Origin of the sequence: Lederbergia citrea (genome assembly GCF_018343525.1) — a bacterium.
Classification (GTDB): Bacteria; Bacillota; Bacilli; order Bacillales; family Bacillaceae_C; genus Lederbergia; species Lederbergia citrea.
On sequence record NZ_JAGYPH010000004.1, the window covers coordinates 333,481 to 357,146 of the forward strand.

Annotated in this window: 28 protein-coding genes; 5 read left to right on the forward strand and 23 right to left on the reverse strand. The window is 36.6% G+C overall.

Annotated elements, in window-relative coordinates; genetic code table 11:
• Positions 1 to 13: 13 nt before the first annotated feature.
• From KHA88_RS18730 to deoR, 3 genes are all read right to left on the reverse strand, one after another.
• Positions 14 to 1,318 carry a pyrimidine-nucleoside phosphorylase gene (locus tag KHA88_RS18730; RefSeq protein WP_213099534.1) on the reverse strand — a complete coding sequence of 435 codons (1,305 nt, stop codon included), beginning with the start codon at positions 1,316 to 1,318 and terminating at the stop codon, positions 14 to 16.
• A gap of 40 nt (positions 1,319 to 1,358) precedes the next feature.
• On the reverse strand, positions 1,359 to 2,540 hold the full coding sequence (locus KHA88_RS18735) for a NupC/NupG family nucleoside CNT transporter (RefSeq protein WP_213099533.1): 1,182 nt from the start codon (positions 2,538 to 2,540) through the stop codon (positions 1,359 to 1,361).
• A gap of 236 nt (positions 2,541 to 2,776) precedes the next feature.
• A complete protein-coding gene (deoR, locus tag KHA88_RS18740) occupies positions 2,777 to 3,718 on the reverse strand; it encodes a DNA-binding transcriptional repressor DeoR (RefSeq protein ID WP_213099532.1) in 942 nt (313 codons plus the stop codon).
• 277 nt (positions 3,719 to 3,995) lie between these two features.
• Here deoR and KHA88_RS18745 point away from each other — a divergent pair, with 277 nt between their 5' ends.
• A complete protein-coding gene (locus tag KHA88_RS18745) occupies positions 3,996 to 4,400 on the forward strand; it encodes a YuzC family spore coat inner layer protein (protein ID WP_213099531.1) in 405 nt (134 codons plus the stop codon).
• A 19-nt stretch (positions 4,401 to 4,419) separates the two neighbouring features.
• On the opposite strand, the gene KHA88_RS18750 is transcribed toward KHA88_RS18745, so the two are convergent.
• Complete coding sequence (locus KHA88_RS18750; protein WP_213099530.1) at positions 4,420 to 5,271, reverse strand: mechanosensitive ion channel family protein; 852 nt, start codon at positions 5,269 to 5,271, stop codon at positions 4,420 to 4,422.
• A gap of 118 nt (positions 5,272 to 5,389) precedes the next feature.
• On the opposite strand from KHA88_RS18750, the gene KHA88_RS18755 reads away from it, so the two are divergent.
• Positions 5,390 to 5,554 (forward strand): hypothetical protein, encoded by a 165-nt coding sequence (locus KHA88_RS18755; protein WP_213099852.1) that lies wholly within the window; start codon positions 5,390 to 5,392, stop codon positions 5,552 to 5,554.
• 44 nt (positions 5,555 to 5,598) lie between these two features.
• Here KHA88_RS18755 and KHA88_RS18760 read toward each other — a convergent pair whose 3' ends face one another.
• From KHA88_RS18760 to KHA88_RS18795, 9 genes are all read right to left on the reverse strand, one after another.
• On the reverse strand, positions 5,599 to 5,913 hold the full coding sequence (locus tag KHA88_RS18760) for a DUF3892 domain-containing protein (RefSeq protein ID WP_213099529.1): 315 nt from the start codon (positions 5,911 to 5,913) through the stop codon (positions 5,599 to 5,601).
• 46 nt (positions 5,914 to 5,959) lie between these two features.
• The gene (locus tag KHA88_RS21075) at positions 5,960 to 6,088 is read right to left on the reverse strand and encodes a DUF6254 family protein (protein WP_249306236.1); all 129 of its coding nucleotides are present in this window, start codon (positions 6,086 to 6,088) and stop codon (positions 5,960 to 5,962) included.
• Between the two features lie 44 nt (positions 6,089 to 6,132).
• A complete protein-coding gene (locus KHA88_RS18765) occupies positions 6,133 to 6,315 on the reverse strand; it encodes a hypothetical protein (RefSeq protein ID WP_213099528.1) in 183 nt (60 codons plus the stop codon).
• A 79-nt stretch (positions 6,316 to 6,394) separates the two neighbouring features.
• Complete coding sequence (locus tag KHA88_RS18770; RefSeq protein WP_213099527.1) at positions 6,395 to 7,342, reverse strand: alpha/beta fold hydrolase; 948 nt, start codon at positions 7,340 to 7,342, stop codon at positions 6,395 to 6,397.
• A 309-nt stretch (positions 7,343 to 7,651) separates the two neighbouring features.
• Positions 7,652 to 8,392, reverse strand: coding sequence for an amino acid ABC transporter ATP-binding protein (locus tag KHA88_RS18775; RefSeq protein WP_249306290.1), 741 nt, complete (start codon positions 8,390 to 8,392; stop codon positions 7,652 to 7,654).
• Positions 8,393 to 8,407: 15 nt separating this feature from the next.
• Positions 8,408 to 9,067 carry an amino acid ABC transporter permease gene (locus tag KHA88_RS18780; RefSeq protein ID WP_213099526.1) on the reverse strand — a complete coding sequence of 220 codons (660 nt, stop codon included), beginning with the start codon at positions 9,065 to 9,067 and terminating at the stop codon, positions 8,408 to 8,410.
• A 73-nt stretch (positions 9,068 to 9,140) separates the two neighbouring features.
• Positions 9,141 to 9,917, reverse strand: coding sequence for an amino acid ABC transporter substrate-binding protein (locus KHA88_RS18785; RefSeq protein WP_213099525.1), 777 nt, complete (start codon positions 9,915 to 9,917; stop codon positions 9,141 to 9,143).
• 367 nt (positions 9,918 to 10,284) lie between these two features.
• Positions 10,285 to 11,511 carry an amidohydrolase gene (locus KHA88_RS18790; protein WP_213099524.1) on the reverse strand — a complete coding sequence of 409 codons (1,227 nt, stop codon included), beginning with the start codon at positions 11,509 to 11,511 and terminating at the stop codon, positions 10,285 to 10,287.
• 75 nt (positions 11,512 to 11,586) lie between these two features.
• Positions 11,587 to 12,195, reverse strand: coding sequence for a methyltransferase (locus KHA88_RS18795; protein ID WP_213099523.1), 609 nt, complete (start codon positions 12,193 to 12,195; stop codon positions 11,587 to 11,589).
• A gap of 169 nt (positions 12,196 to 12,364) precedes the next feature.
• On the opposite strand from KHA88_RS18795, the gene KHA88_RS18800 reads away from it, so the two are divergent.
• Positions 12,365 to 12,769 carry a hypothetical protein gene (locus KHA88_RS18800; RefSeq protein ID WP_249306240.1) on the forward strand — a complete coding sequence of 135 codons (405 nt, stop codon included), beginning with the start codon at positions 12,365 to 12,367 and terminating at the stop codon, positions 12,767 to 12,769.
• 105 nt (positions 12,770 to 12,874) lie between these two features.
• On the opposite strand, the gene KHA88_RS18805 is transcribed toward KHA88_RS18800, so the two are convergent.
• The 9 genes from KHA88_RS18805 to KHA88_RS18840 form a co-directional block, all read right to left on the reverse strand.
• A complete protein-coding gene (locus tag KHA88_RS18805; RefSeq protein ID WP_213099522.1) occupies positions 12,875 to 13,588 on the reverse strand; it encodes a GDSL-type esterase/lipase family protein in 714 nt (237 codons plus the stop codon).
• A 478-nt stretch (positions 13,589 to 14,066) separates the two neighbouring features.
• Positions 14,067 to 14,663, reverse strand: a complete 597-nt coding sequence (locus KHA88_RS18810; protein ID WP_213099521.1) for a hypothetical protein — start codon at positions 14,661 to 14,663, stop codon at positions 14,067 to 14,069.
• Positions 14,664 to 14,884: 221 nt separating this feature from the next.
• The gene (gene brnQ, locus KHA88_RS18815; protein WP_213099520.1) at positions 14,885 to 16,198 is read right to left on the reverse strand and encodes a branched-chain amino acid transport system II carrier protein; all 1,314 of its coding nucleotides are present in this window, start codon (positions 16,196 to 16,198) and stop codon (positions 14,885 to 14,887) included.
• 565 nt (positions 16,199 to 16,763) lie between these two features.
• Complete coding sequence (locus KHA88_RS18820) at positions 16,764 to 18,137, reverse strand: MDR family MFS transporter (protein WP_213099519.1); 1,374 nt, start codon at positions 18,135 to 18,137, stop codon at positions 16,764 to 16,766.
• A 158-nt stretch (positions 18,138 to 18,295) separates the two neighbouring features.
• Positions 18,296 to 18,721, reverse strand: coding sequence for a YhfM domain-containing protein (locus KHA88_RS18825; protein ID WP_249308727.1), 426 nt, complete (start codon positions 18,719 to 18,721; stop codon positions 18,296 to 18,298).
• A gap of 20 nt (positions 18,722 to 18,741) precedes the next feature.
• Positions 18,742 to 19,437, reverse strand: coding sequence for a DUF1835 domain-containing protein (locus KHA88_RS18830; protein ID WP_249313330.1), 696 nt, complete (start codon positions 19,435 to 19,437; stop codon positions 18,742 to 18,744).
• The gene (locus KHA88_RS21080; protein ID WP_249313332.1) at positions 19,395 to 19,538 is read right to left on the reverse strand and encodes a hypothetical protein; all 144 of its coding nucleotides are present in this window, start codon (positions 19,536 to 19,538) and stop codon (positions 19,395 to 19,397) included. The genes KHA88_RS18830 and KHA88_RS21080 overlap by 43 nt, the downstream gene beginning before the upstream one ends.
• Positions 19,539 to 19,881: 343 nt before the next feature.
• Positions 19,882 to 20,919, reverse strand: a complete 1,038-nt coding sequence (locus KHA88_RS18835) for a DUF4179 domain-containing protein (RefSeq protein ID WP_213099518.1) — start codon at positions 20,917 to 20,919, stop codon at positions 19,882 to 19,884.
• A complete protein-coding gene (locus KHA88_RS18840) occupies positions 20,909 to 21,436 on the reverse strand; it encodes an RNA polymerase sigma factor (protein ID WP_213099517.1) in 528 nt (175 codons plus the stop codon). Before KHA88_RS18840 ends, KHA88_RS18835 begins: the two co-directional genes overlap by 11 nt.
• A gap of 344 nt (positions 21,437 to 21,780) precedes the next feature.
• Here KHA88_RS18840 and KHA88_RS18845 point away from each other — a divergent pair, with 344 nt between their 5' ends.
• A complete protein-coding gene (locus KHA88_RS18845; protein WP_213099516.1) occupies positions 21,781 to 22,938 on the forward strand; it encodes an acyl-CoA dehydrogenase family protein in 1,158 nt (385 codons plus the stop codon).
• Between the two features lie 18 nt (positions 22,939 to 22,956).
• On the forward strand, positions 22,957 to 23,097 hold the full coding sequence (locus tag KHA88_RS18850; protein WP_430413720.1) for a hypothetical protein: 141 nt from the start codon (positions 22,957 to 22,959) through the stop codon (positions 23,095 to 23,097).
• 214 nt (positions 23,098 to 23,311) lie between these two features.
• Here the strand turns inward: KHA88_RS18850 and KHA88_RS18855 are convergent, their stop codons facing one another.
• On the reverse strand, positions 23,312 to 23,605 hold the full coding sequence (locus KHA88_RS18855) for a hypothetical protein (RefSeq protein ID WP_213099515.1): 294 nt from the start codon (positions 23,603 to 23,605) through the stop codon (positions 23,312 to 23,314).
• Positions 23,606 to 23,666 lie beyond the last annotated feature (61 nt).

Genomic DNA, 23,666 nt, shown 5'->3' on the forward strand with positions numbered 1-23,666 from the left:
TCATCATTCTCCCTTACTTTGTGATTTCATCGTGGATTAGTGTAGCAGGTCCTACTTTTGAAGTCGACATTTCATAAGCGTGATAAATTTTTTCTTTTACCGACTCCACATCTTCGGTATTGCTATGAATCGTGACAATCGATTCGCCAACTTCCACTTGATCACCAATTTTCTTGTGTAACACAAGGCCAACTGCTAAATCAATCTCGGACTCTTTTGTTGCGCGTCCTGCACCTAAAATCATTGCTGCTGTGCCGATTTCATCAGCGGTGATTTGCGATACATAGCCTGCTTCTTTTGCTGGAACCTCTATTTGGAAGCGTGCCGTTGGAAGTTTTGTCATATCATCAATCACGGACGTATCTCCGCCTTGCGATTGTAAAAATAGTTTAAAGACCTCAAGTGCTTTCCCATTTTCAATCACTTCTTCTAACATTTTCCGCGCTTCTTCCGTCGTTTCCGCTTTACCTGCTAAACGTACCATATAGCTGCCTAGAGTTAAACAAAGTTCATGTAAATCTTCAGGCCCTTTTCCTTGAAGGGTTTCCACCGCTTCTTTTACCTCTAAAGCATTTCCAATCGCATATCCAAGTGGCTGATTCATATCAGAAATAATCGCCATTGTTTGACGACCAACCTTATTGCCGATTTCAACCATCGCTTTAGCCAAATCACGTGCCATCGGTAAATCCTTCATAAATGCACCAGCACCAACTTTTACATCTAACACAATCGCGTCAGATCCAGCAGCAATTTTCTTACTCATAATGGAACTCGCAATTAATGGAATAGAATTAACTGTTGCCGTCACATCACGCAAACCATAAATCTTTTTATCTGCAGGTGTTAAGTTACCAGATTGACCTATGACCGCAATTTTATTTTTATTTACTAAATCGAAGAATTCCTTTTCAGTAATTTCCACATGGAAACCTGGGACTGCTTCAAGCTTATCTAGCGTTCCGCCTGTATGACCTAGTCCACGACCAGACATTTTCGCAACCGGTATATCAAGTGCAGCAACAAGAGGTGCCAGTACAAGCGTCGTTGTATCACCAACTCCACCTGTCGAGTGTTTGTCAACCTTTACGCCTTCGATTGCGGATAGGTCTACTTGGTCTCCAGACTCCACCATCGCCATTGTAAACTCAGCTGTTTCTTCTGCTGTCATCCCTTGAAAATAGACAGCCATTTGGAATGCGGACATTTGATAGTCAGGAATCGTTCCATCTGTATACCCTTTAATTACAAAAGCAATTTCTTCTTTGGTTAACTCGTGCCCATCACGCTTTTTTTCAATCATATCGACCATACGCATGCTCTCATCACTCCTATTTTTAATGATTTATCTATATTTATTATAAAAATAGCCCGATAACCGTTGCAGAAAGAACCGAAGCTATTGTCGAACCAAGCAGTAATTTCAGGCCATTTTTTGCCACTTCATCCCCTTGTTTCTCACTTAGGGCTTTTACTGCTCCAGTAATGATTCCAATTGAACTAAAATTAGCGAAACTTACGAGGAAAACAGATACTATGCCAACTGCTTTTGGTGATAATCCAGCTGCAATTTCCTTAAAGCTTAACATCGCAACAAATTCATTTGTCACAAGTTTTGTCGCCATGATACTCCCGGCATTAACGCTTTCAGCCCATGGGATCCCCATTATAAATGCAATTGGCGCAAATACAAATCCTAAGATCTTTTGGAAAGATACATTAAATGCGAGCGTGAATATATAATCAATACCATTCATTAATGCGATAAATCCTATTAACATCGCGGCCACGATGATCGCAACTTTAAATCCATCCATAATGCTCTCACTAATCATTTGGAAGAACGATAATTTTTTACTTGATTCTATAGCTAGCGTATCTTCTTCTTCCGATAATTCATACGGGTTAATGATGTTAGCCACGATAAGAGCCGACAAGATATTCAATACAATTGCGATAACGACGTAACGCGGTTCAATTAACTCCATATACGCTCCGACGATGGCAACACTAACTGCACTCATCGCAGATGTACATAACGTGTATAAACGTCTTTTTGAAATATCATCCATTTGGTCTTTCACTGTTAAGAATACTTCTGACTGGCCAAGGATAGCAGACGACACGGCGATATAGTTTTCCAATCTCCCCATGCCATTTAACTTACTTAAAATAATTCCAACGTATTTAATAATAAAAGGCAAGATTTTAAATTGATTTAATATCCCAATTAAAACAGAAATAAAAATAATTGGTAACAAAACATTTAAGAAAAAGGTAAATTGGCCTTCATTTTCTATTCCACCGAAAACAAAGTCCACACCCGTAATCCCAAGGTCAACGAGCTTTGAAAATAAGGCAGAAACAAATCCAATTGAGACAATTCCTAATTTTGTATTAAGTAAAATAAATGTTAAAACCAGTTGTGTAATAAGCATAATAGCAATTGATTTATAGCGAATGTTCTTTCGATTATAACTGCATAAATAACCGACAACGAACACGAGTAAAAGTCCAGTAAGGTAAAAGACGATATTCATAATGTTTCCTCCATCGAAGTATAAGTGTTATCGCTTTCAAGCCAACATAAAAAAGAGCATAGTCATGGAGACGGCCGTCATCCTTAAACGTATAAACAGATTATAACACCCATTTGAACAAATGTGCAACACTTATGAAATAATGTTCAAAAGAATGGATAAAAAAAAGAATCAACCTAGACTTCTAAGCTGACTCTCTTACTATTTCCTTATTTACCTTTACTTATGCCAAGAATTCATTCATGCAATAACAACGATTGTGCCGTATATTGATCAGTAATAAAGACGTTGGCATAACCTCCTAATAGAGCACCATGAATGGCTTCTACTTTGCGGGTCCCACCAGCAACGAGGATTGAATTTTCCTTTTGTTTCAATTCCTCTAATTCAATACCGATCGTCCGTTCATTGATTGATGGACTGCAAATATCCCCTTCCCGTGTAAAAAAACGAGAACAAATATCACCAACGGCTTCCGACTGAAGTAAAGATTTTTCCTCTGGGGACAAATATCCTAAACGAAATAAAGGAGCTTCATTATCTACCGGGCCTACGGTAAAAATAGCTATATTCGCTTGTTTTCCTAAATCGATGAGCCGACTCATATGACGGTCTGATTCAATTACTTCCTTAACCATCGGATTATCAACGATTACTGGGAGCGGCAAATAGCGTGGAATGGTATTAAATGCTTCTGCAAATAAATAAACCGTTTCTGATTCATACGTATTCACATGTGAGTGACCAACCCCGCCTTTTAACTGGATGACTTCCACACCTTTTACCGGTTTTTGTTTTAATTGAAGGGCCACTCTATGCATCGTCGTGCCCCAAGTTACACCTAGTACATCTCCATCTTTAACGACTTCATATAAATATTTTGCCGTAACTTCACTCATCACTTGCAGTATTTCGCGATCTTCTTCTACTGTTGCATACGCAATTTTTACTTCATCCAAATGGTATTTTGTTTGCAGTGATTTTGATAGCTCATTATTATTCGTAAATGGATCAATAATCTTAATTTTAACAAACCCTTGATCCTTCGCCTGTTGAAGTAATCGAGAAACAGTTGGCCTTGAAACACCTAGCTTCTTAGCAATCTCCTGCTGCGTATAATCAAACTGATAATAAAGGCGCGCCACCTCAATAACCAGCCGCTTCTTATCACTCGTCATCTTTTTTCTACCCCTTTTTAAAAGTGCCTGTCACCACCCGGTTTTTGTCGATTAATGTCGGATGGCTTTCAAACGATATCGATCTTTTAATTACTACTATATCTTTTTTCTCTTTTTTGTAAATACTCTTATATGGGAGAATCTTTGCATTTATAACCGGATTTTCTCGATAATCAAGAAAAGACCAGCGTTTATGATTGCTGGTCTTTCTTTCCTCACCATGATACACATTGTTAAATATGATAATAAAAAATCTTCTTTATAGGTGGTAATCACTTTGTATAATATTCCCAATTACACTTATCCTAATTGGTATCCATGGAGGGGTTTTCCATTACCTGCCCAATATATGCCTCCCCATCTTTTAAGACCCCAAAGCATGTACCCACCAGTTGATATTAAGAAGCTTCATCAATCAGCTCAAAAATACCAAGAACTTTTGAATCAGGCAACGTTATTAGTAAATAAAATTACTACTTCGCCAAGTTTTGCGAGGAACCTTATGGATGCTGCTCAAAAGTCAAATCAAAAGAAAGTGATTGAATTGATATTATCGACCGGTATAACCATTAAAGTCAAAACCAGTTTTAGTCCTGATGGAATAAAAGTTGATTTAAGCAATGCTAAGCACGAAGGAGATTGTTGTACCATACGGTTGGCTTTGCCCTGGTATGCACATTGAATTGAATTGTGAAAGATACTTAATGCGATTGATTTCTGTTAATAAATTGCTCTGCCATTTTAATTTGGTTATCGTATAGCTTTTGAGCTAAAATTTCTTTTGTTTCCAAAGAAGCGATTAAATAATCTGTATCATTAACGGTTGCGACGATGGAAAACTTGTAACCAAGTGGGCTAACATCAAGCGAGTGTAAGCCATATACTCGATACATTTCCACAAATTCGCCGGTTTCTTTATCTATTTTTAAATATTGTTCCTGTTTTTGGTTTAGCTCATCACAAACTTCCTGCAATAAGTTTTTAACAATCCCAGGGTTTTGATTAAAAGAAACGATGATACTTTCGAAAATACGTCTTTTTTCAACGGAGCCATTCACAATTTCTCTAATTTCCCCATTAGAAATTGTCACTAATTTCCCATTGATTAAACGGATCTTTACAATTCTAAATCCTAATTCCTCAACTGTACCACCATCTGGTTCTCCATTAATATGAATGAAGTCCCCTCGTTTAATCGTCCCTTCGAAAATCATAAAAATGCCACTCAACAAATCATTGATTAATTTTTGTGCACCAAAACCAATAACAGCTGCAATGATTCCTCCAGCTAAAATAACTTCTTTTAAGCCAACAACGAAAGGTTTAATCGCTACAATCAATATAATGATCGCTAAAATATATCTGGATGTATTTTTAACCACACTCTCTATCGTTTCTTTCTTTTTATCTTCCATGATACTCGTATGTTTAAAAATTTGTCCTAATAGCTTCCTAATAACAAAAATCATTAAATAAGTAATAATTATTGATAAGGCTAAGGATACAAAGTATGTTTGAATACTTGAAAAATCAATGTCAAAAAACCCTTTCATCATAACAGCTCCTTGAGTGTTAAAACACTATACATACATGAATGATACTAATTTTTTTATTCGTATGAAGTACTTGAATTTGTAAAGGCTATTAGGAATGAAGATTGGAGTGAAAAATATGAAGAAGAGAAAAAACCCCGTGGTGAATGAGGAGAAAATGCTTATTCAAGCAAACTTAAATAACGTAGTCCCAGGTGATTCCGTTGACGAAGAGCGCGCCGTTGAAAGAGGAAACGAAATGCTTGCCCATGACGAAATTGAACAACAAAATAACAATTTGTAAACAAATAGCCCCCCGGATAAGATGATGGGGGGCTATTTATTTTTTTAAAATGATGGTAGGTTATCTAAATTATTCTCTTTTATCCCATCAGGTTCGCTCCGGATGATATCCCTGCCATACTTATGAAATACATCAATATGAGCGATATTCCCTGCTTTCGCTTCATCTAGGGCAGTCAGATAATCCAATTCACGCCCCGTTTTCGTTTTAAAAGCGATGATATCACCATCATTATTTTTTCTAACTGCAATAATTTCTTCTTTTCCTGAAGTATTCTCTTGCGCTGTTTCAAGGTTTACCTGTTGTTGGCTTTGTTCGCGATACGAGTTGTAGATTTTCTCAAAATGTTCCGGTTCCAATGCTACACCTCCTAAAGATAAGATATTGACATTAATTTATTTAGGATTATTTATTAGATTCATTTTTTCCCGCATCTTCAGCAAGTTGCTCAAAAGACTGGACCTTGCCATGTGGATTTTGCGATTGTTTTCGGTCTTTCCATTGACGTTCTGCTTGTCGTTTAGATTGCGTCATCTCGATATATGCTCCTTTTCTTCTTTATATTGAAAGAGGAAAAATCAATGCATCCCGTTCCATTCACCTTGATTTTTGAACGCTTTTTCTTTTTTAGCCTTTTCTTTATGTGCACGATTAGCATTTGCACTGCCAAATTCCTTGGAGAATTCGGAATCAGTTTTGCTGGAATCAAAGCCTTTTTTGTTCTTTTGATCTGCGTCGTTTTTCTTCGTCCGCTTCGCCATCAGTATCCCTCCTTCTTTCCTTTAGTATAAGAAGTGAAAGTGGAATTATACGTCATGGCTTTTTGCACAGGTATCACTCCTACGCATGCCTCTTTGCAATGTCGCAGCAAACTTGAATAAATTTATCAGTATCCTCGAAATGTAAGTTGTGGGCTGCATTTTCAAAATAAATCATTTTTTTATATGGACTTTCGATGATTTTATAATATTCTTCTACTAAAGAACTCGGTGTTATATAATCAAATCTTCCAGCCAAAAAATAGACGGGAACTTTCACTTTTTTAATTTGCTCGATAAAATTAATAGAAAGCATTTCTTTTTTCATTCTCTTACCTGAATAATTAATGCCTTTCAGCCATTTAACACTATCCATTAGGCTGTATTCCTTAGAAAAAAGCATTTCTATAAAGAAGTCTTTCCATAAAAGCAATGTTTCTTTAAAATTAACATCTGCGTATTTATGAAGAAAAATCCGAAACATTACTGATTTATAAAGCGAATCATGGGGTGGTGGACCAATTTTTTGTAGCATTTTACATGCTAGGTCATCGTTCTTTAACTTAGCTTGTTCTAACACATGATTAAAAGCTTCACTATCTCCTTCAACGATATTAACTACTTGACCAATACCGATATAACATTGAAAAAGATGTGGGTATTTATGAACTGCCAAAAGGCCAATAATACTTCCCCAAGAATGACATGCAAGAAATATCTTATCTTTATTAAAACGTGTGGCTAATAACTCAGCCAAAACTCTTACATCTTCAATATATTGATTGATATTGTAGGTTTCTTTAGGTATTTTTTCTGAGTAACTTTTTCCCGAACCCCGTTGATCCCAATCTACCACCACAAAATGGTCTTCTAAGTCTTCGAAGTATTTTTTTATACAATAAATGTGTGACACACCAGGACCACCATGTAAAAAAAGAATAATGGGATTGCTAATATTTTTACTTCGAATATAAATCCACTGTTTTATTCCGTTTATTTTTACTTCTTCTAAAGAATTGATGGTTTTCACTTCTTTCTATTTTTTCCATATTCGCAATGTGCACACCGGACCTTCATTTATTATTTCCAAATTGCTAGAGATTCTGAGGTAGTTCTTCATCATAGGTTTATGTAGTCGGGATTCACTGATTAAAAGAAAAAACCTCTGTCGCTTATCAGTCGAGAGAGGAATTTGATTATTATTAGTCTAGTCATCATTTTTCATGAGTAAACTGTGCTTACTCCTGAAATATTCTTTATATTTCGCAGTTATAAATCGAATGGCTCTTGCCTTTTTATGAAAGAATCAAGATTGGATAATGCTGAGTCACGAATTATTTCATATTCGACTCAAGAAGGCCTTCGTTCTGTCAAACCGGGGGTTCGTAAACAACTCGGCTGGATGACCGGATTCGATAATCTCTCCATTATCCATAAAAATAGCCCGGTTCGCCACCTCTTTGGCGAATCCCATCTCATGCGTCACCACAATCATCGTCATTTGCTCTTCGGCTAGGTCCTTCATTACTTGCAATACTTCACCTGTCAATTCCGGGTCCAATGCGGATGTAGGCTCATCAAACAATAGAATTTCGGGATTCGTCATAAGTGCCCGAGCAATGGCCACTCTTTGTTTTTGACCGCCAGAGAGTGTTGACGGATAAGCTTTTGCCCAATTAGAGAGGCCAATTTTCTGCAAGAGCTCAGTGCTTCGTCGTCGGATAACCTCTAACGACTCCTTCTTTTTCATTCTGGGAGCAAGCTCAAGATTTTCTGTAACCGTGAGATGCGGGAAGAGATTAAAATGTTGGAAGACCATTCCCATCTTGGTGGTAATCCGTTTAATCTCCTGCGGCTTGGAGTAAATTCCGTCCCTTACAAGATAATCGCCGGATACGAAGATACTACCATCGTTTATTTCTTCGAGATGGACCAAACTGCGGAGCATCGTGCTTTTCCCAGAGCCTGAGGGACCAATCACCGCAATCACATCGTTTTTATTTACATCAAAAGTAATCTGCTTCAGTACATCAAGCTTACCAAATGATTTTTTGAGGTTGGATACTTCAATGATAGCCATATTTATCACTTCTTCCTAGTCAAATTTATACCGTTTTTCGAGCCATTTAAAGAGCATTGTTAATAAGAGCGTGATGAATAGATAAATGAGACCAGCCAAGAAGAAAGGCACAATCGTAAAATCACGGTTCACTGCAGTCTGAGCAAAGTGTAACAATTCCGGTACAGCAACGGCGTAGAGCAGCGCCGTATCTTTAACGAGTGTGATTGATTCGTTCGAAACGGCGGGAAGTGCGATGCGAAACATTTGTGGAAGTATGACCCGCGTTGTGGTCTGCCATTTATTCAAACCGAGCACTTGGGAAGCCTCATACTGACCTTTATCAATAGCCAGAAGACCACCGCGGAAGATCTCTGCAAAATAGGCAGCATAGTTCAAAATAAAGCCTAAAGAGGCGGCGACAAAGCGATCCAGTACCAAATATTCCCCAATCACAGGGAGTAGTGGCAACCCGAAGCAAATAAACAACAGCTGCAGCAAAAGTGGCGTACCCCGCATCAAATATATATAGCCCTGGGCAAACAAGGATATTGGTTTGATATTGCTTCTAACTGCCAGAGTAAGTATGAAACCAAGTGGAATGGACACCACAATGGCAATCAAAAACAAGAGAATAGTCACCTGTGCCCCTTCTAGCAGGGGCTTAAGAATTGAGTTCATATAATCTAAGGACATGAAAATGATTCCTCCAAAAACAAAACAGGGTTTCCAAAGGAAATCCTGTTTGTCCTCTATTTGTTTACTCTATTTACTTTAATACCTTATTTTCTCCAAACCACTTTTGCGAAATTTCAGCTGCTGTGCCGTCTTCATTCATCTCATCAAGAGCTTTTTGAAGCTTTTGCAACAATTTCTCATTACCTTTTTTCACACCTACCCCATATTCTTCGGGTGCAAGTGATTCATCTAACAACTTAAAAGTATCCTTCTCTTTTGACATATAATAGTCAATGACAACCTCATCAATAACGACCGCATCCATACGTCCTGTCTTTAGATCAGTCAATGCTAATACATTGTCAGCAAACTCAGTAACTGTCTTAATCTTGGATATAACTGGATTACTATTCAATGCATCTGCGGCAGACGAAAGAGATTGAAGCCCGACGACCTTACCTGATAAATCATCAAGTTTAGTAATATCTGATTTAGCCAGGGTAGCAACTACCTGTGCATTTTTCAAATAAGGCTTTGTGAAAAGAACCTTTTCTTTACGCTCATCCGTAATGGTATACCCGTTCCAAATAAGATCAATTCGCCCACTACTTAACTCAGACTCCTTTGTTTTCCAGTCGATTGGTTGAAATTTAGGCGTATATCCCATTTTTTCTACAGCAGCTCTAGCATAGTCAATGTCAAAACCAACAATTTCGTTATTTTCATCTCGGAATCCCATTGGTGCAAATTTATCATCGATCCCGATCACAAGTGTGTTGTCTTGTTCTTTTCCGCCCGATTTGGAGCATCCTACTAGGAGCGAGAATACCGCTGCTATGGTCAGGAAAATAGTCGCCAAACGTTTCATATTGTATAAAACCACCTTTAATTAGTTATCATTTTACTTTAGTACGTTACCATATTAGTAGAATAACATAATTCATGTAGGTTTAATACCCTAATTTTTTGTTTTTATATAACCTTTCTAAATAGGGGGAAACCACAAGGATTGTAACCCCCTCAATTTAGCTATTTCCAACCATAACCGAAAAATTCAGGCGCTCTCATCACAAAACATAATGCTCGACAATCTATTTTCTATGCCCTTAATAAAGGAATTTATCAGTTCGAATTTGCACTTATTATCTATAAAAGAATTCTAATAAGCAGCTGCCTCTCTTCAAAACAGATGAAGAGAGGCAGCTGCTTATTTTTTTCCATATAATTATGTATAGTTACAATGAACCACTCACTAGTCGCCCTTCATACCATACTGCTTGACGATGCGATCTACGTGCCACTGCTTCCGCCGAGCAACCTGCATGCACCAATATAAAGTTTGCTGCGTCTCCAATCTTTGGCCATACTTGCTCACCTTTGTCATCGAGCGGAGTTATCCCGTCTGTAATAAATCCTAGAGACTGAGACAACGACAATTCATCAGAACGACCGTACAATTCTGCGAACCGCCCTACTTTCTCCAATTGATCTCCATTTCCAAAAGGAGACCAGTGATCCGTAAGGCTGTCTGTAGCCAACTTTACTTTTACACCTTTGTTATGCAGCATCGGAAGCGGCATTGCCGTTTTGCCAATCGGAACTGTTGAAGCTATGGACATTCGAAGCGATGCCATGCGTTCAGCTACAGCTTCAGCTTCCTCCGGCTCTGCTCCTGCAAACCAGAAAGCATGGCTAACAGTCACTTTTCCTAATAATCCAGCTTCTTCGGTTAAATCAGCCAACCTCATTAAAGTTTGTTTTCCGGCTTCGCCGCCATCATGCAGATGAATATCGATGCCAGCATTGTTCAGAACCGCCATTTCTACCATAGTCTGTAGTGACTTCTCAATGTCTCCATCAACCGAATATGGATCTACCCCGCCTACATGTGTTGCCCCCTCTGCCAAAGATTGTTTTACGAGTTGGACGGAATCCGAACGAAGCAGTCCATGCTGTGGGAAAGCGACAATTTCAGATGAAATTTTACCGGAGAACGTATCAAGAGCCCGTTTGGTTGCTTCTAAACGATGTAGTCCACTCACAGGCTCGATATTACAATGGGTACGGACGTGTGTCGCACCAAATCCTTGTATAAGTGTTAAGATGCTTTCGGCTTGTTGTTTTGCCATTGGTAATAATTTTGGCAATAATATCTTCTCTTGTTCAATTCGTTCGAAGATACTTGATATAGGCTTAACTGCTTTCCAAGGTCCGTCGTAATAAGTTTTATCCAAATGAATATGTGCCTCTTCGAAAGAAGGCAACATTAATAATTCATTACAGTTGTATTTTGGAAGATTGCTTTGCAACTCCTTATCAGCCCCAATAATCTCAGCAATAGTACCGCCTTCGATTCTTAGATGACAAATCTCAGTATTGGTCTCAGCAACCTGCCCATCTTCTAACACATAACTTTGTTCTAATCTTACATTCGTTAACCAATAAGATGAATTCAACAACATGTCTATCCCTTCTTTCCCAAAAATATTAATAGTGTATAATTGACTCTCCTTAGGCACTGGAATGGGGCGATGCCTCTAATATACCAATCGATATATTAAAAATCTTTCATAAGGATTATATTCATATAAATCCGGCAGTTTAACTTCCTCTTTCAATTCAAAAGAAGGATGATTTTCTAAAAAAAAGATATAATCATCTGATCCATAATATAAAATCAGCTCGATTTCCCGTTCCGATTTTTCTACCGAAAGCAGAATATTGTTAATAATCGTCATAAAAATTTGGATGGAAAACGGATTAAAAAAATAAAACCGATTGTCTAATGGGTCAATTTCGTAATCTTGTGCTAAACAACATTGGAAGTGAATTTTGCCTTCACTCTTTTTCATCTTCTTCAAATAACTAGTTCGATTATTTACCGCTTCTTGATAGAAAGCTTCATTCATTTCTACCCCAACAACAGACACATTAAATAAATAATTAATGTAGAAGTTTAATCTTCCTTTTCCACACCCAAAGTCAACAATCCGATCATTGCTATTCAAAACATAGTCACTAAATAAAGTTTCAAGAGCGCTATATGGCGTAGGCTCGTAACGATAATAATGCACAGACTGATTGAATCCCCTCTGGTCCCCAACTGTCTTAACATTCAGCAACGCATCATAAAACTGTTCCTTCATTCACACACTCCCATTCAAGAGCAACATAAATTAATTATAACATTCGGGGGGTGCCTGTCACGCCCCGAATTTTGTCGATTCGTTGCATTAAACAGCTCTACCTTATCTGTAATAATTCACTACGTAACACAATAAGATAGACCATCTAAGTGTTATTGGAGGGAGAATATTGAAAAATAGTAAGGTGTCGCAAGTAACAGGAGAAATGCTAACAAATTATTACGAACTTAATAAGAAGAAAAAAGAAATCGAAGCAGAGATGAATCAATTAAAGAAGATATTTCATGATTACCTTGATAATCATATTGGGGCCGACGATAAAGGAGAAGTCATATTAAATGGTTACAAACTGCAAAGGCAAATCAGAAAAACAGAAAAATTTGATGAAGAAGTAACGATTAAAAGATTAGAAGATTTAAAAATGAATGATCTTATTCAAATCGTAAAAAAACCAGATGCCCTTAAAATTAAGTCCGCACTTAATTTAGGATTTTTACATGAAAAAGACCTTGATGGCTGTATAATAACGACATCTTCTCCAGCGATATCTGTAAAGTCTATAACCCCAAGATAATGGTAAATTACTAAACATAAGTGATAGTTATTCCAAATAATTCATAGCAAAAAATGAGTCAATAAAAACAGAGTGAACCGTTACACACCGGTCCACTCTTCTTTTTTATTTACTCTTATCAATCATTTTCCAAAATTCTTTAGCGATTAATTGGTATCCCTCTAGGCTTAAATGAATATCTTGTGGATTTGGAAGATAAGTTTCGTAGCGTTTCTCGATGACTTTTTCGGTCGGTACATAAGTATCGCCATTAGCAGTAGCCCGTGATTCGATCGTTTGATTTAATGTAGCCAATAGTTGTAAAAGATCTGGCTGCTGTTCCTCTGGATAATAGGGAAATGGGTTATAATAGCCCATTACATAAACTTTTGCATTTGGATTTAATGAATCGATGGTTTTAAGGATTATATCTAAATTCATGGTCAAATTGGCAACTGCACCGGGAATCTGCGCGGGATTACTTAGCTTGCTCAGTAAATCATTTGCGCCGATATCAATAGTAATAAACTGGGCCTTTGTAATTTGGTCTCTTACATTCTGCTTAAATAAAACATCATTTTTTAAATGATCAGACGTATAGCCGGAAACTCCAAAATTTGTGAAGCTCACTGTATATTGTGATTGCTCAAAACGGCTCACAAGATAATCAGCATAGCCTAAACTGATTTTACGGTCGGGTGTTTGTCCAGCAGCTAGCGAGTCCCCTAAAGCCACATAATCGATGACTTTCTTCGCTGGTTTTGCAAACGAAATGCCCGGTAAAGCTACAAGCAATATGAACACCAATAGTAAACTAGAAAGCCTTCTACCCCGTTCCATTAAATCCCCCCTCGTTCTTAATAACGCACACTTTCATTTTATCATAGAAAAAATACTCTCGCAATCACTTCTTTATTGCTCTGTTTCTTACAAATTCAAGTATATAGAAGTTGATAAAGGTGATGATCGGAATGAAAAATATTAATACTAGAATTCCTAAACTGCCAAACAAGCCATCTGTCTCTTTGTGAAATTTCCGAACATCTATTTTGTAAAGAACGAGCGTTGCACCAACCAAAATAAGGGTATTTACGGAGAAGTATATCTCCGTTAGGCATTTCCTCATATAATTCTCTTGTTTTTTTGAATAAATTAGAGGGCTTTTTTTCAAGCACTCTAATTTCACACAAGAAGTGAATATAATATGGCATTGATATCTTCTATTCACACGAGTCATTTCCATACAGACATATATTTTTTCCGATATTTACTATCCTCTTCTGTCTCTATCAAGTCCATTGCTGTTTACTTGATTTCCTCATTTAAATTCACACATTAGCAGGTAAACAACATCATAATCTTTAATCTGGTCAATATGGCCATTTACATCTTGATAAAAATCTTGTGAAATCGTATCCTTAACTTTTTCACCTTTTGCAAAAACCATGCTTGCTAAAACCATCTGGCCTGCAATTGGAGTATTTTCTTCTTGAATATCTCCTGAGATAATTGAGACATTTGTTAAAACTTTTTCTAAATTACTGCCGCTAGACATTCCTTCAGCGTTATTAACACTCACATTAAATATCGATTTGTTGTCCTCAGTCGTATTGACTGTAGTGAAGACGATTGTCCCTTTATCCTTTACTCCCGAACTCATATCAATAATTGGTGCTTCGACCTTTTTACCAAATTCATATTTGTCTACCCAAACAGAGATTTGTTCATATGATTGATCTACATTAAAATCAAATACAAACAACTGATCAGTTATTGCAAAAAGAAGTGATTGTTCTCTTTCCGTTAATTTAGATGGAGAAACAGTATTTGTTGATTTCTTATTATTATTTGTGCAGGCGATTAATGAAAATGCCGCTAAAACTAATATCCCTAATCTAAAAAACTTCTTTTTCATACTTATTTCATGCCTTCCCCTTAAAGATTTTTTCTCTTTATTATCACATTTTTATCAATATTTTTAAATTCCCATTTGGAAAAAATAAAAAAGATAGCTGTAGCAGACGATTTCTGCCCAGCTATCCAATCAAGGTTTAGTACCTTGACAGCCGATAAGAATATAAACCATTGGCCCTCTTCTCTTAGTGCAAAAGAGTACCAATGATTTATTTTAAAAACTTAATTAACAATCGAATGCTCTGTGGCCTTACCTTTCTCCTTCTCTTTAAATCTTCCAATCATTGCACCGCCAACGAATCCAATCATTGCCGGAAGAAACCACGCGAACCCATAACTGCTCAATGGAATGATCCCAATTAAACTAGATAAAAATGGTATGTTTACGGCTGCTGTCATAGCTTCACCTACGCTAATAATCACTGTAAATAACACGGCACCTTGAAAGGAGGCAGTGTTTGGTAAGTGCCTATGGAATATCCCAACCAATATTACTACGATACAAATGGGGTATATTGCCAGATAAAGGGGTGTTGCTATAAATACGATTCGATCTACACCTAATAATGCAATGGCAATGCCTAGTGCGCAAACGATGCCCGCGGTTGTTTTATAACTTAGCTTCCCATTTGTTAAACTATCAAAAAATTGAGCAACAGCTGTGGTCAAGCCAATCGCAGTTGTCAAGCATGCTAATGCCACCACGATCCCTAATCCATATAGTCCGCCTTTGCCTAATATCGTTTCTACAATCGCTAGTAATAGTTCGGATCTATCCATGTTTTGCGGATATATCCCACTGCCAGAAGCCCCTAAATATAAAAGCCCGGAATAGATTATAACTAAAAAGGAAAAGGCGATGAGCCCTGCAAATCCGGTCATCTTATTTCTTTCCTTTTCAGATCGATATCCTTTGCCAACAATATGTGAAATAAACACACTTGCAACCATAAAACTTACTAATAAGTCGCCTGTTTGATATCCGCCAAGAAATGCATTAACAAAACTACTCGAAATATCTGTGTCCACCGGTTCCCCAACCGGCGTTATGACTCCATTTATGATGATAGCTATTAAAATGATCACTAATGCAGGTGTTAAAAAGGCTCCCAATTTATCGATGACATTGTTCCTGTCATTTACAAAATAATATGTTAACGCAAAGAAAATGATGACGATTGGTGCCGCCGGAATCGATGGGAAAACCGCCTGAATACCTAATTCATGTGTTACCGCCCCTGTTCTTGGAATGGCGATAAAGCTTGAAAATAACATAATGCCTAGTAGTATCCATTGTGAAAATTTAGGATGCACTTTTTTAGTCAATTGATCTACAGTACCGCCTGCATGAGAAATAATATAAATCGCTATTATAGGGAAAATGACCCCTGAAATAATGAATCCCATGCTGCCGCTAAGCCAATCGGTACCCGACTGTAACCCTAAAAATGGTGGAAAAATTAAATTCCCTGCCCCAAAAAATGTTGCAAAAAGTGCAAGCCCAATAATAATACTGTCTCTTACAGGTCTTTTCATATGTAAATCAGCCCTTCTCTTTTTATATAACCATTTGATTGAATTAGTTTTCTATGTAGTACACATTATTTCTCATCTACTATTTTTAACGAGTAACAATAGCAAATATCGTTAAAACAGTGTTTAAGACTGGGTATTCTATGTGAGCAAATTAATAATTCCCCCTTTTCAGAAATATCTAGATACACATCACCTGTTTGCTACGCTGATTAACCACCGGGTAGGTCGCTGCACGGTGTTATCTAGCGTCCAAATGACCTGTTGGATGTTTTTACTATGGTCATTCATATGAAAAATATTTTGTTAGGTAAACATTTTTCTAATATATCATATAATTCGTTAAAGTGGAAATTCAGTGAAAAAGTAAAACTTCTGTGAGTTATAACTTTAGAAAAAAAGGATCAAATTTGATGTGAACATCGAGGATGAACTCAGATACGTAGCCTTCTTTAAAATAGGAGATGAGTTATTAAGTGAGTTTTTCTCTATTATTTAAGGGCCTGGAATCAATCCCCAGGCCCTTTGTCATACGTTAATTATAGTATGATTTAATATTAATCTATAATTATTCCACAACAAAGGATTTCCCTTTTTTGCTAAGTAACATTCCTGTAACAGCAAAAGAGCATATTGCGAGGATGAAAAGCAGAACAAACACTGATTGCAAACTAGATTCTAAGGCAATTCCTTTTAGTTCATCGCTTAACCATAATCCCGACACCGCAATGCCAATTGCTTGCCCGAGATTTTTCAATAAATTGTGCGAACCCATCGCTGCCCCGCGCATATCCCAATTTACAGCTGATTGAACTGCAACAGTGAATGCAGTATACGTTAAACCAAAACCTAATCCTAAAATAGCCGTAATTACCATCATCCATGTAAGAGATGTTTCAGCTTTGAAAAATACTAAACCGATGCAGCCGATAATAATAATCGCAATCCCGATTAATGTAATGTGGGCTATTGGTTTCTTGCTCATCCATCTCCCTGAATAAACGGCACCAAGTGGCCATGTTAAAGACATGGGAAGCATGGCAATGCCAGAAAAGGTTGCATTTAAATTTGTGACGCCTTGCACCCATAATGGGATATAAAAAGTAACGGTTACAAGGATAAACCCTAATAGAAATCCTGCAATATTTGAGATTGAAATAAATTTATTTTTAAATAAGGAAAGCGGAAGCATTGGTTCTTTTCCTTTAGCCTGAATCCAAATAAATAAGCAAAGTGCAATGAAGGCCACTAAAAATAAAATAAAAATTTGATTTGTTATCTGTTTATACTCTTTTACTAAAGTTAATGCGTATAAAAAGGCACTCATACAAACCGTAAATGAAAAAATACCCGCATAATCAATAATTTGTTTTTTCTTTTCTACATGTTCGTGTAAAGCCATCCATAATAGAATTAGTGAAAAGATTCCAAAAGGTAGATTCATAAAGAAAATCCAATGCCATGATATTGTGTCTACAATAAAGCCACCAGCAAGCGGACCAAAAATACCAGCTATTCCCCAAACACTACTCATCCATCCTTGCATTTTTGCACGCATTTCAAATTCAAACACGTCCCCAATAATGGTAAAAGGTATAGTTGCCAAAGCTCCCGCACCAATCCCTTGAATGAGCCGAAAGATCACGAGTTGTTCCATCGATTGGGAAAGGCCAGAAAGCATAGATCCTACTAAAAATATGACTGTTCCAATCGTAAACATTAATTTTCTTCCATATAAATCTGCCATTTTCCCAAAAATAGGCGTGCTAATTACAACTGCTAATAAATATATGGAAATGACCCAAGTATATAAATGGCTTCCGCCTAAATCGTCGACAATTTTCGGCATTGCCGTACTGACGATCGTTCCTTCTATTGCCATCAGAAATGTAGATATTAATAACGCAATGACAACGGATTTTCGATTTGTCTCTCTCTTCATTTTCTCTCCCCTTTTATTGCATAAGCTTTATTAATTATAGCAAATTCCTTGGGCTTCGAATATGACCATATGAGCAAATGGAGCTCTTTATATCCGCTATTTCTCGAGGTAAAAAAAGCCCTAAAAACGGCATTTAGGACTTTTCCTTTTGGCATTTATTATTCTCCCGAAATGATTAACGCTCTCAACTTCCCAGTTGTTTTTGGCGAGGTCAGATAAACTTCATCATCTCCGATGTACATAAACATACTTTTCTCACTTTCTTTCCCCAGCCATAAATGAATACCATGTGTTGGTAATTCGTTTTCGTACTCAACCATTACATCGTACTCCGGCTCCGACACATCGACCTTTCCCATTTGTTTTTGAGCCGTTGTAATCGCATTTTTAAAAGTTCTGATAGATTCGTCATCTGTGAAGGATTGGAGAATGTCTACGTTCATATCATCAAATCCGTTTGATTTTGAAATATTCACAGCTGCTATCTTTTCTTCTAATAAAACCATCGTTTCTCCATGCAGTGATTGACACCCTGCTAAAAAAGCTATTCCTAAAATAACTAACATTGCCAGACTTGCTCTCAATTGACCTCTCTCCCATGTTGTCATATTTTTAATCGTATACGATAAAACCTCATCGCTTTGAGGCTACCTTCCATGTCGAACACACCTTTTTCTATTAGCTGCCTCAGTCGATACTCCAAGAACTGGTCACCTACATATTGGTCTAAATGTCCGAGCACCTCACCAATTAATCTTGCAGACATAATAAATTCATCTGGATTACAATGACGATATAGTTTTTTCGCCGTATTGATCATATATTGATCATAATAGTCTTCCGAAACGATCGCAATCCTATCATTCCGCCAAATTCGCAATGTATCGCGACTGTTTGCAAGCTCTAGCCATTCTTTTTCCAATTCCTCTCTTTCACGCTGTGTTAAAGGTGGTCTCCAACCATTTTCATAGATTAAGTGCAGTTTTTCAGGAGGAATTTCACCTGAATGTAAATGTAATAATATGGTGTATTTTTTTGCATTAAAAAGTTTTCCGTACACCTTTGTTGTATTGATCAGATTGATATCGTTGTTTTTGCCTTTTAATAGATGCATTACATATCGTAAACCTGTTTGCTCATGTGCATTGTCGGCAATCCATATTGTTATTGGTACGCCTTCAGGAATAGATTTAATTTCATTAATAGTTTTTTCAAATCTAAGTTTATATTCGTCAAATTCATCATTCATTCTAATCTTTAACCATTCAAATCTCTCTTGTTTTCCTTTTCTTTCGTGCAATTGCCAAATAGGACCGATAGAAAACATATCTGAAAAAGTAATGATTTTACTTCATCTTCTTGTAGCCCTTGAACAGCCTTTTTCAGTTCCTCTATATCCATCTCATTTCCTCCATATTTAAACTGAATGGTGTAGAACCTACCCTTTTGGTGCCTTTTGGTGATTTTAAGCTCGATTTAATGCTGTAATACTTTTAACAGGACTTCTCCAAAGACGATTCCTTTCATTATCACATTTTTATAAACAGATACAACTATCCCTTACAAAAAATATCCGCTTGGTTAAATTGAGAAAATAAAAAAAGCGATCCGATATGATCGCTTTTTTTATGTTCTTTAATTCACAATAATCTCAACAACAACATTTTTAGACCAAACTTGTCTTGTTGATATTCAGTTAAACAATCGAATTGTTATTCAATTACTAATGGTCATTACGTTCCATCTACTTTTTGAGCAGCTCCACTTCTCCTATATCCTCTACAATTAATTTCAGCTTTTTAGAATTATTATAAGAAGTTATCGGGAAGTTGGTTGAAATAATTGTTTTATTATTTTTTGTTTCGATACTAAATCCATCAGGGTGATATTCATTACCTTCTTTATCAATGATTTTCATTTTTTCCACGAAAGGACTTTCATTTTCAAAAACCTTATTCACCGAAAATGTTAGATTTAATGATGTTGGATTTGCCTTGGCGGATGAGACGTGAATGTTAGACGATTGATCATGCATTGTGAATTCAGTGATTGCTATTGATTTGCCCTTTTCCTTATTAGCAACTGGTAAATCCCATTTTCCATCAATTTTCTTTAATCCTTCAGTTACGTAAAAAACATTGACACTTTCTACTTCTATAACAGCATCATTTAAACTTGGTATAACGCCTTTATTGGAATCTATTATAACATCATATTGAACCTTCCCTGTTTTTACATCTAGTATAGGATTTTGATCTTCAAGGCTAGAAATATAGCCGCTATTGCCTTTCTTAGATTTTGTATCAGGAATAAATTCTACAATATATTCCCCATCTCCATTTTTTAATCGATAGTCCATTGAAATTTCTCTCACATCATTCTTAAGGATTGTAGGATCTTCAAATTCTAACTGAAAACTCACTCCTAATTTATTTGAGTCTGAAAAATGTTGTTTTAACGTTATTTTAATATTCTGATCGGTATCCGTACTATTACTTTCTTGTGTGAATCCTTCCGTTACGGCACGCTCTATGCCTTTATCACCAAAGTTAAAGAAATTATTTATACTTGCGATGACATGCTCATTAGAGAGGACAATACCGGTTGCGATAAGAGCACAGGCTGCTGCAGTTATTCTTTTCCAAATGAAACTATTTTTCTTTTTTTTCGATCGTGCTCGAATAATATCATAGGATTTATCTAAAGACTGTCTTACATTTATAGGCATTTCTTTCTTTTCATTCATAACCTGATCAAATTCTTTTTCAAATTTAGTATTCATTTACAATCGCTTCCTTTCTATAATAATTATTTCTCAATATCGACTTACCCCTAGAGAGTCTTGATTTAATCGTACCTTCTGGCTCTTTTAAAAATTCGCTCATTTCTCTAATGTTCAAACCGACTATATAGTATAAGATGAAAGCTAATCTATAATCTTTATTTAAACTATTAAGCGCATCCTCTAACTCTATTTTTTGAAAATCATCATTATTTTGATCGGGGAGGACATGCACATCAACTGTTGAAAAACTTTTATTTTTATTGAGTAAACTATTACATTTATTGATTAGGATTTTACAAATCCAAGTGTTAAAGTACTCATCATTTTTCAGAGTATGTAATCTTTCATAGGCTGAAATAATCGCTTCCTGCATTGCATCAGCCACATCTTCATCATTGTTTAACAATCTGCTGGCTGTCCTGTACAATACATCTTCATATTGTTTTACAAGAGAAACAAATGCTTCTCCATCACCCCTTTTCGCCTTTTTTACTAAAGCTTTTAATGATTTCATTAAGGCACCTCCTCGCTAGTTCTTATTTACTTTTCAATATATTAGATACGGGAACATATCGATTAGTTGCATCGAATTAAAATAATTAAATAGGATTTGTTAACTTCATAAATATACTACCTGTTAAATTCGGAATACCATTGGTTAAGTTATACCAATAAGAAATTTACACTTGAAGACCATGGTTGTAAAGCTTCATCGAAATTCAAAGACAAGTCTTTATTCCTGAATGTAAAATACGGTCTTGACAACACAATTTGCCCTCGCTTATCATTAATGCCTACCAATCCAATGTGATTTATTATATTAATATAATAGCCATTTACAAATCTAGGAGGGAAAATGTGATTAGTTTATTTGTAAAAACGGAACGTCAAAAAATATGGTTACAAAGATTACAAGATATAGAAACAAAATTCAAAAATCAATCAGCTGAAATTGATGAACTGGCTATTTTTCCAAAAGAAAATATTCAAGATTTGGTTGATATGGGATATTCTAGTATTACGCTGCCAGAAGCTTATGGTGGAAAAGGATTATCGATTTATGACATGGTCCTCCTTCAAGAAACCTTGGCTAGTTATGATGCTACTACAGCACTATCCATTGGTTGGAACCTCGGAGTGATCGGTGAACTTTTCGAAAAAAAGCTTTGGCCTGATGAGAAATTGGAGTTTTTTGCCGAGGAAATTCTTAATGGCGCGTTAGTGAACCGCTCAGTTAGTGAGGCACAAACAGGAAGTCCAAGTAGAGGTGGTCGCCCTGGAACACATGCAGTCAAAAAAGGGGATTATTGGGTTATATCAGGACGTAAAACTTTTACGACGGCATCACCTGCTTTAACTTACTTTTTAACATCTGCCTGGATTGAGGAAAAGCAAAAGGTCGGTTTTTTCCTCCTACATAAAGATTTGGAAGGATTAACTATTGATGAGACATGGGATGTCATTTCTATGAGGGGATCGGGAAGCCATGACCTTGTTCTTGATCATGTAAAAGTTGATGAGTCAAAGCTTGTGGAACTTCCTGATACGCCTGGAGGACAATTAAGTGGTTGGAATCTCCATATTCCTGCTGTTTATCTCGGAATTGCACAGGCGGCGCGTGACTATGCAGTTCATTTTGCCAATCATCATGCGCCAAATAGTCTTAACGGACCGATTAGCCAATTACCTAATGTTCAACAACATCTAGGTGAAATTGATTTGGAGTTAATAAAAGCAAGGCATCTGATCTATAGCGTTGCAGCAATCTATAATGATGAATCGAGAAAAGGATTGCTCACAAATGAGCTTGGCGTCGTAAAACATACTGTTACAAATTCGGCCATTATGATTGTCGATAAAGCAATGAGAGTCGTAGGAGCAAAAAGTCTACAACGGAGCAATCCTTTACAACGTTACTATCGTGATGTAAGAGCAGGATTGCATAATCCACCAATGGATGACATGACGATCAAAAAATTAGCTTTGACAGCAATTGAACAAGATAAAGATGTTTAAATATCAGAATTTACACTCATGGTTGTCTATTATGATATTAAATATAAAGGTGGAGTGATTGTCGAGAAAGGAGCGCCTCAAGAAATATTCGTGAACCCGAAGGAAATTCGAACGCAGTTCTTAAGAAGAATTATTGGAGATTATGATTATTCTATTTAGGATTACTAGATAAATAGGGTAGCTATTAAGGGAAATGTAACCCCATTTTAAGCTACCCTTGTGATGACAAAGAAACCTGCACCTGCACCTACTCCTAAACAAAACTTAACTGTCTTTTTAATTCCATATTTATTAATGTACAAACTCTTCCTCTTCCCTATATTGATTCCAAATCTTCATACCAAGATTTACAGCTGAAATTTCGCCTTTACTTCTATATATACTTTTGCCAAAACCATATGCCTTTTCCAAATACAATGGAAGCTAATTCTCTCGGTAGTCCTTTCGAATCGGTTTCCATCTGATTGCTCAACACAATAATGGTCAGGTCATCGTCGATATATCTGGCAATGTAGTTACGAAAGCCGTTCGGATAGCCACCCGAATGGCTGATGTTGCGGTGACCGAATGTATCTATCACGTACCAGCCAGGTAGATTTGGTTTTAGCAGTACCTTTGTCCACCTTTGGATATCACCCATTTCCACCGCCCCCTTAAAATGTTGCAATATAAAAAACGTCCCGAATGTCAGTAATGATAAGGACCTATCATGAAGACTTAGTACATAT

Excerpts from the sequence above, each read along its gene's own strand:
- KHA88_RS18730 (WP_213099534.1), bottom strand. The coding sequence starts at position 1,318 with ATGCGTATGGTCGATATGATTGAAAAAAAGCGTGATGGGCACGAGTTA.
- KHA88_RS18735 (WP_213099533.1), bottom strand. The coding sequence starts at position 2,540 with ATGAATATCGTCTTTTACCTTACTGGACTTTTACTCGTGTTCGTTGTC.
- deoR (WP_213099532.1), bottom strand. The coding sequence starts at position 3,718 with ATGACGAGTGATAAGAAGCGGCTGGTTATTGAGGTGGCGCGCCTTTAT.
- KHA88_RS18750 (WP_213099530.1), bottom strand. The coding sequence starts at position 5,271 with ATGAAAGGGTTTTTTGACATTGATTTTTCAAGTATTCAAACATACTTT.
- KHA88_RS18755 (WP_213099852.1), top strand. The coding sequence starts at position 5,390 with ATGAAGAAGAGAAAAAACCCCGTGGTGAATGAGGAGAAAATGCTTATT.
- KHA88_RS21075 (WP_249306236.1), bottom strand. The coding sequence starts at position 6,088 with ATGACGCAATCTAAACGACAAGCAGAACGTCAATGGAAAGACCGAAAA.
- KHA88_RS18765 (WP_213099528.1), bottom strand. The coding sequence starts at position 6,315 with ATGGCGAAGCGGACGAAGAAAAACGACGCAGATCAAAAGAACAAAAAA.
- KHA88_RS18775 (WP_249306290.1), bottom strand. The coding sequence starts at position 8,392 with ATGGCTATCATTGAAGTATCCAACCTCAAAAAATCATTTGGTAAGCTT.
- KHA88_RS18780 (WP_213099526.1), bottom strand. The coding sequence starts at position 9,067 with ATGTCCTTAGATTATATGAACTCAATTCTTAAGCCCCTGCTAGAAGGG.
- KHA88_RS18785 (WP_213099525.1), bottom strand. The coding sequence starts at position 9,917 with ATGAAACGTTTGGCGACTATTTTCCTGACCATAGCAGCGGTATTCTCG.
- KHA88_RS18790 (WP_213099524.1), bottom strand. The coding sequence starts at position 11,511 with ATGTTGTTGAATTCATCTTATTGGTTAACGAATGTAAGATTAGAACAA.
- KHA88_RS18795 (WP_213099523.1), bottom strand. The coding sequence starts at position 12,195 with ATGAAGGAACAGTTTTATGATGCGTTGCTGAATGTTAAGACAGTTGGG.
- KHA88_RS18805 (WP_213099522.1), bottom strand. The coding sequence starts at position 13,588 with ATGGAACGGGGTAGAAGGCTTTCTAGTTTACTATTGGTGTTCATATTG.
- KHA88_RS18810 (WP_213099521.1), bottom strand. The coding sequence starts at position 14,663 with ATGAAAAAGAAGTTTTTTAGATTAGGGATATTAGTTTTAGCGGCATTT.
- brnQ (WP_213099520.1), bottom strand. The coding sequence starts at position 16,198 with ATGAAAAGACCTGTAAGAGACAGTATTATTATTGGGCTTGCACTTTTT.
- KHA88_RS18820 (WP_213099519.1), bottom strand. The coding sequence starts at position 18,137 with ATGAAGAGAGAGACAAATCGAAAATCCGTTGTCATTGCGTTATTAATA.
- KHA88_RS21080 (WP_249313332.1), bottom strand. The coding sequence starts at position 19,538 with ATGGATATAGAGGAACTGAAAAAGGCTGTTCAAGGGCTACAAGAAGAT.
- KHA88_RS18835 (WP_213099518.1), bottom strand. The coding sequence starts at position 20,919 with ATGAATACTAAATTTGAAAAAGAATTTGATCAGGTTATGAATGAAAAG.
- KHA88_RS18840 (WP_213099517.1), bottom strand. The coding sequence starts at position 21,436 with ATGAAATCATTAAAAGCTTTAGTAAAAAAGGCGAAAAGGGGTGATGGA.
- KHA88_RS18850 (WP_430413720.1), top strand. The coding sequence starts at position 22,957 with ATGGTTGTCTATTATGATATTAAATATAAAGGTGGAGTGATTGTCGAG.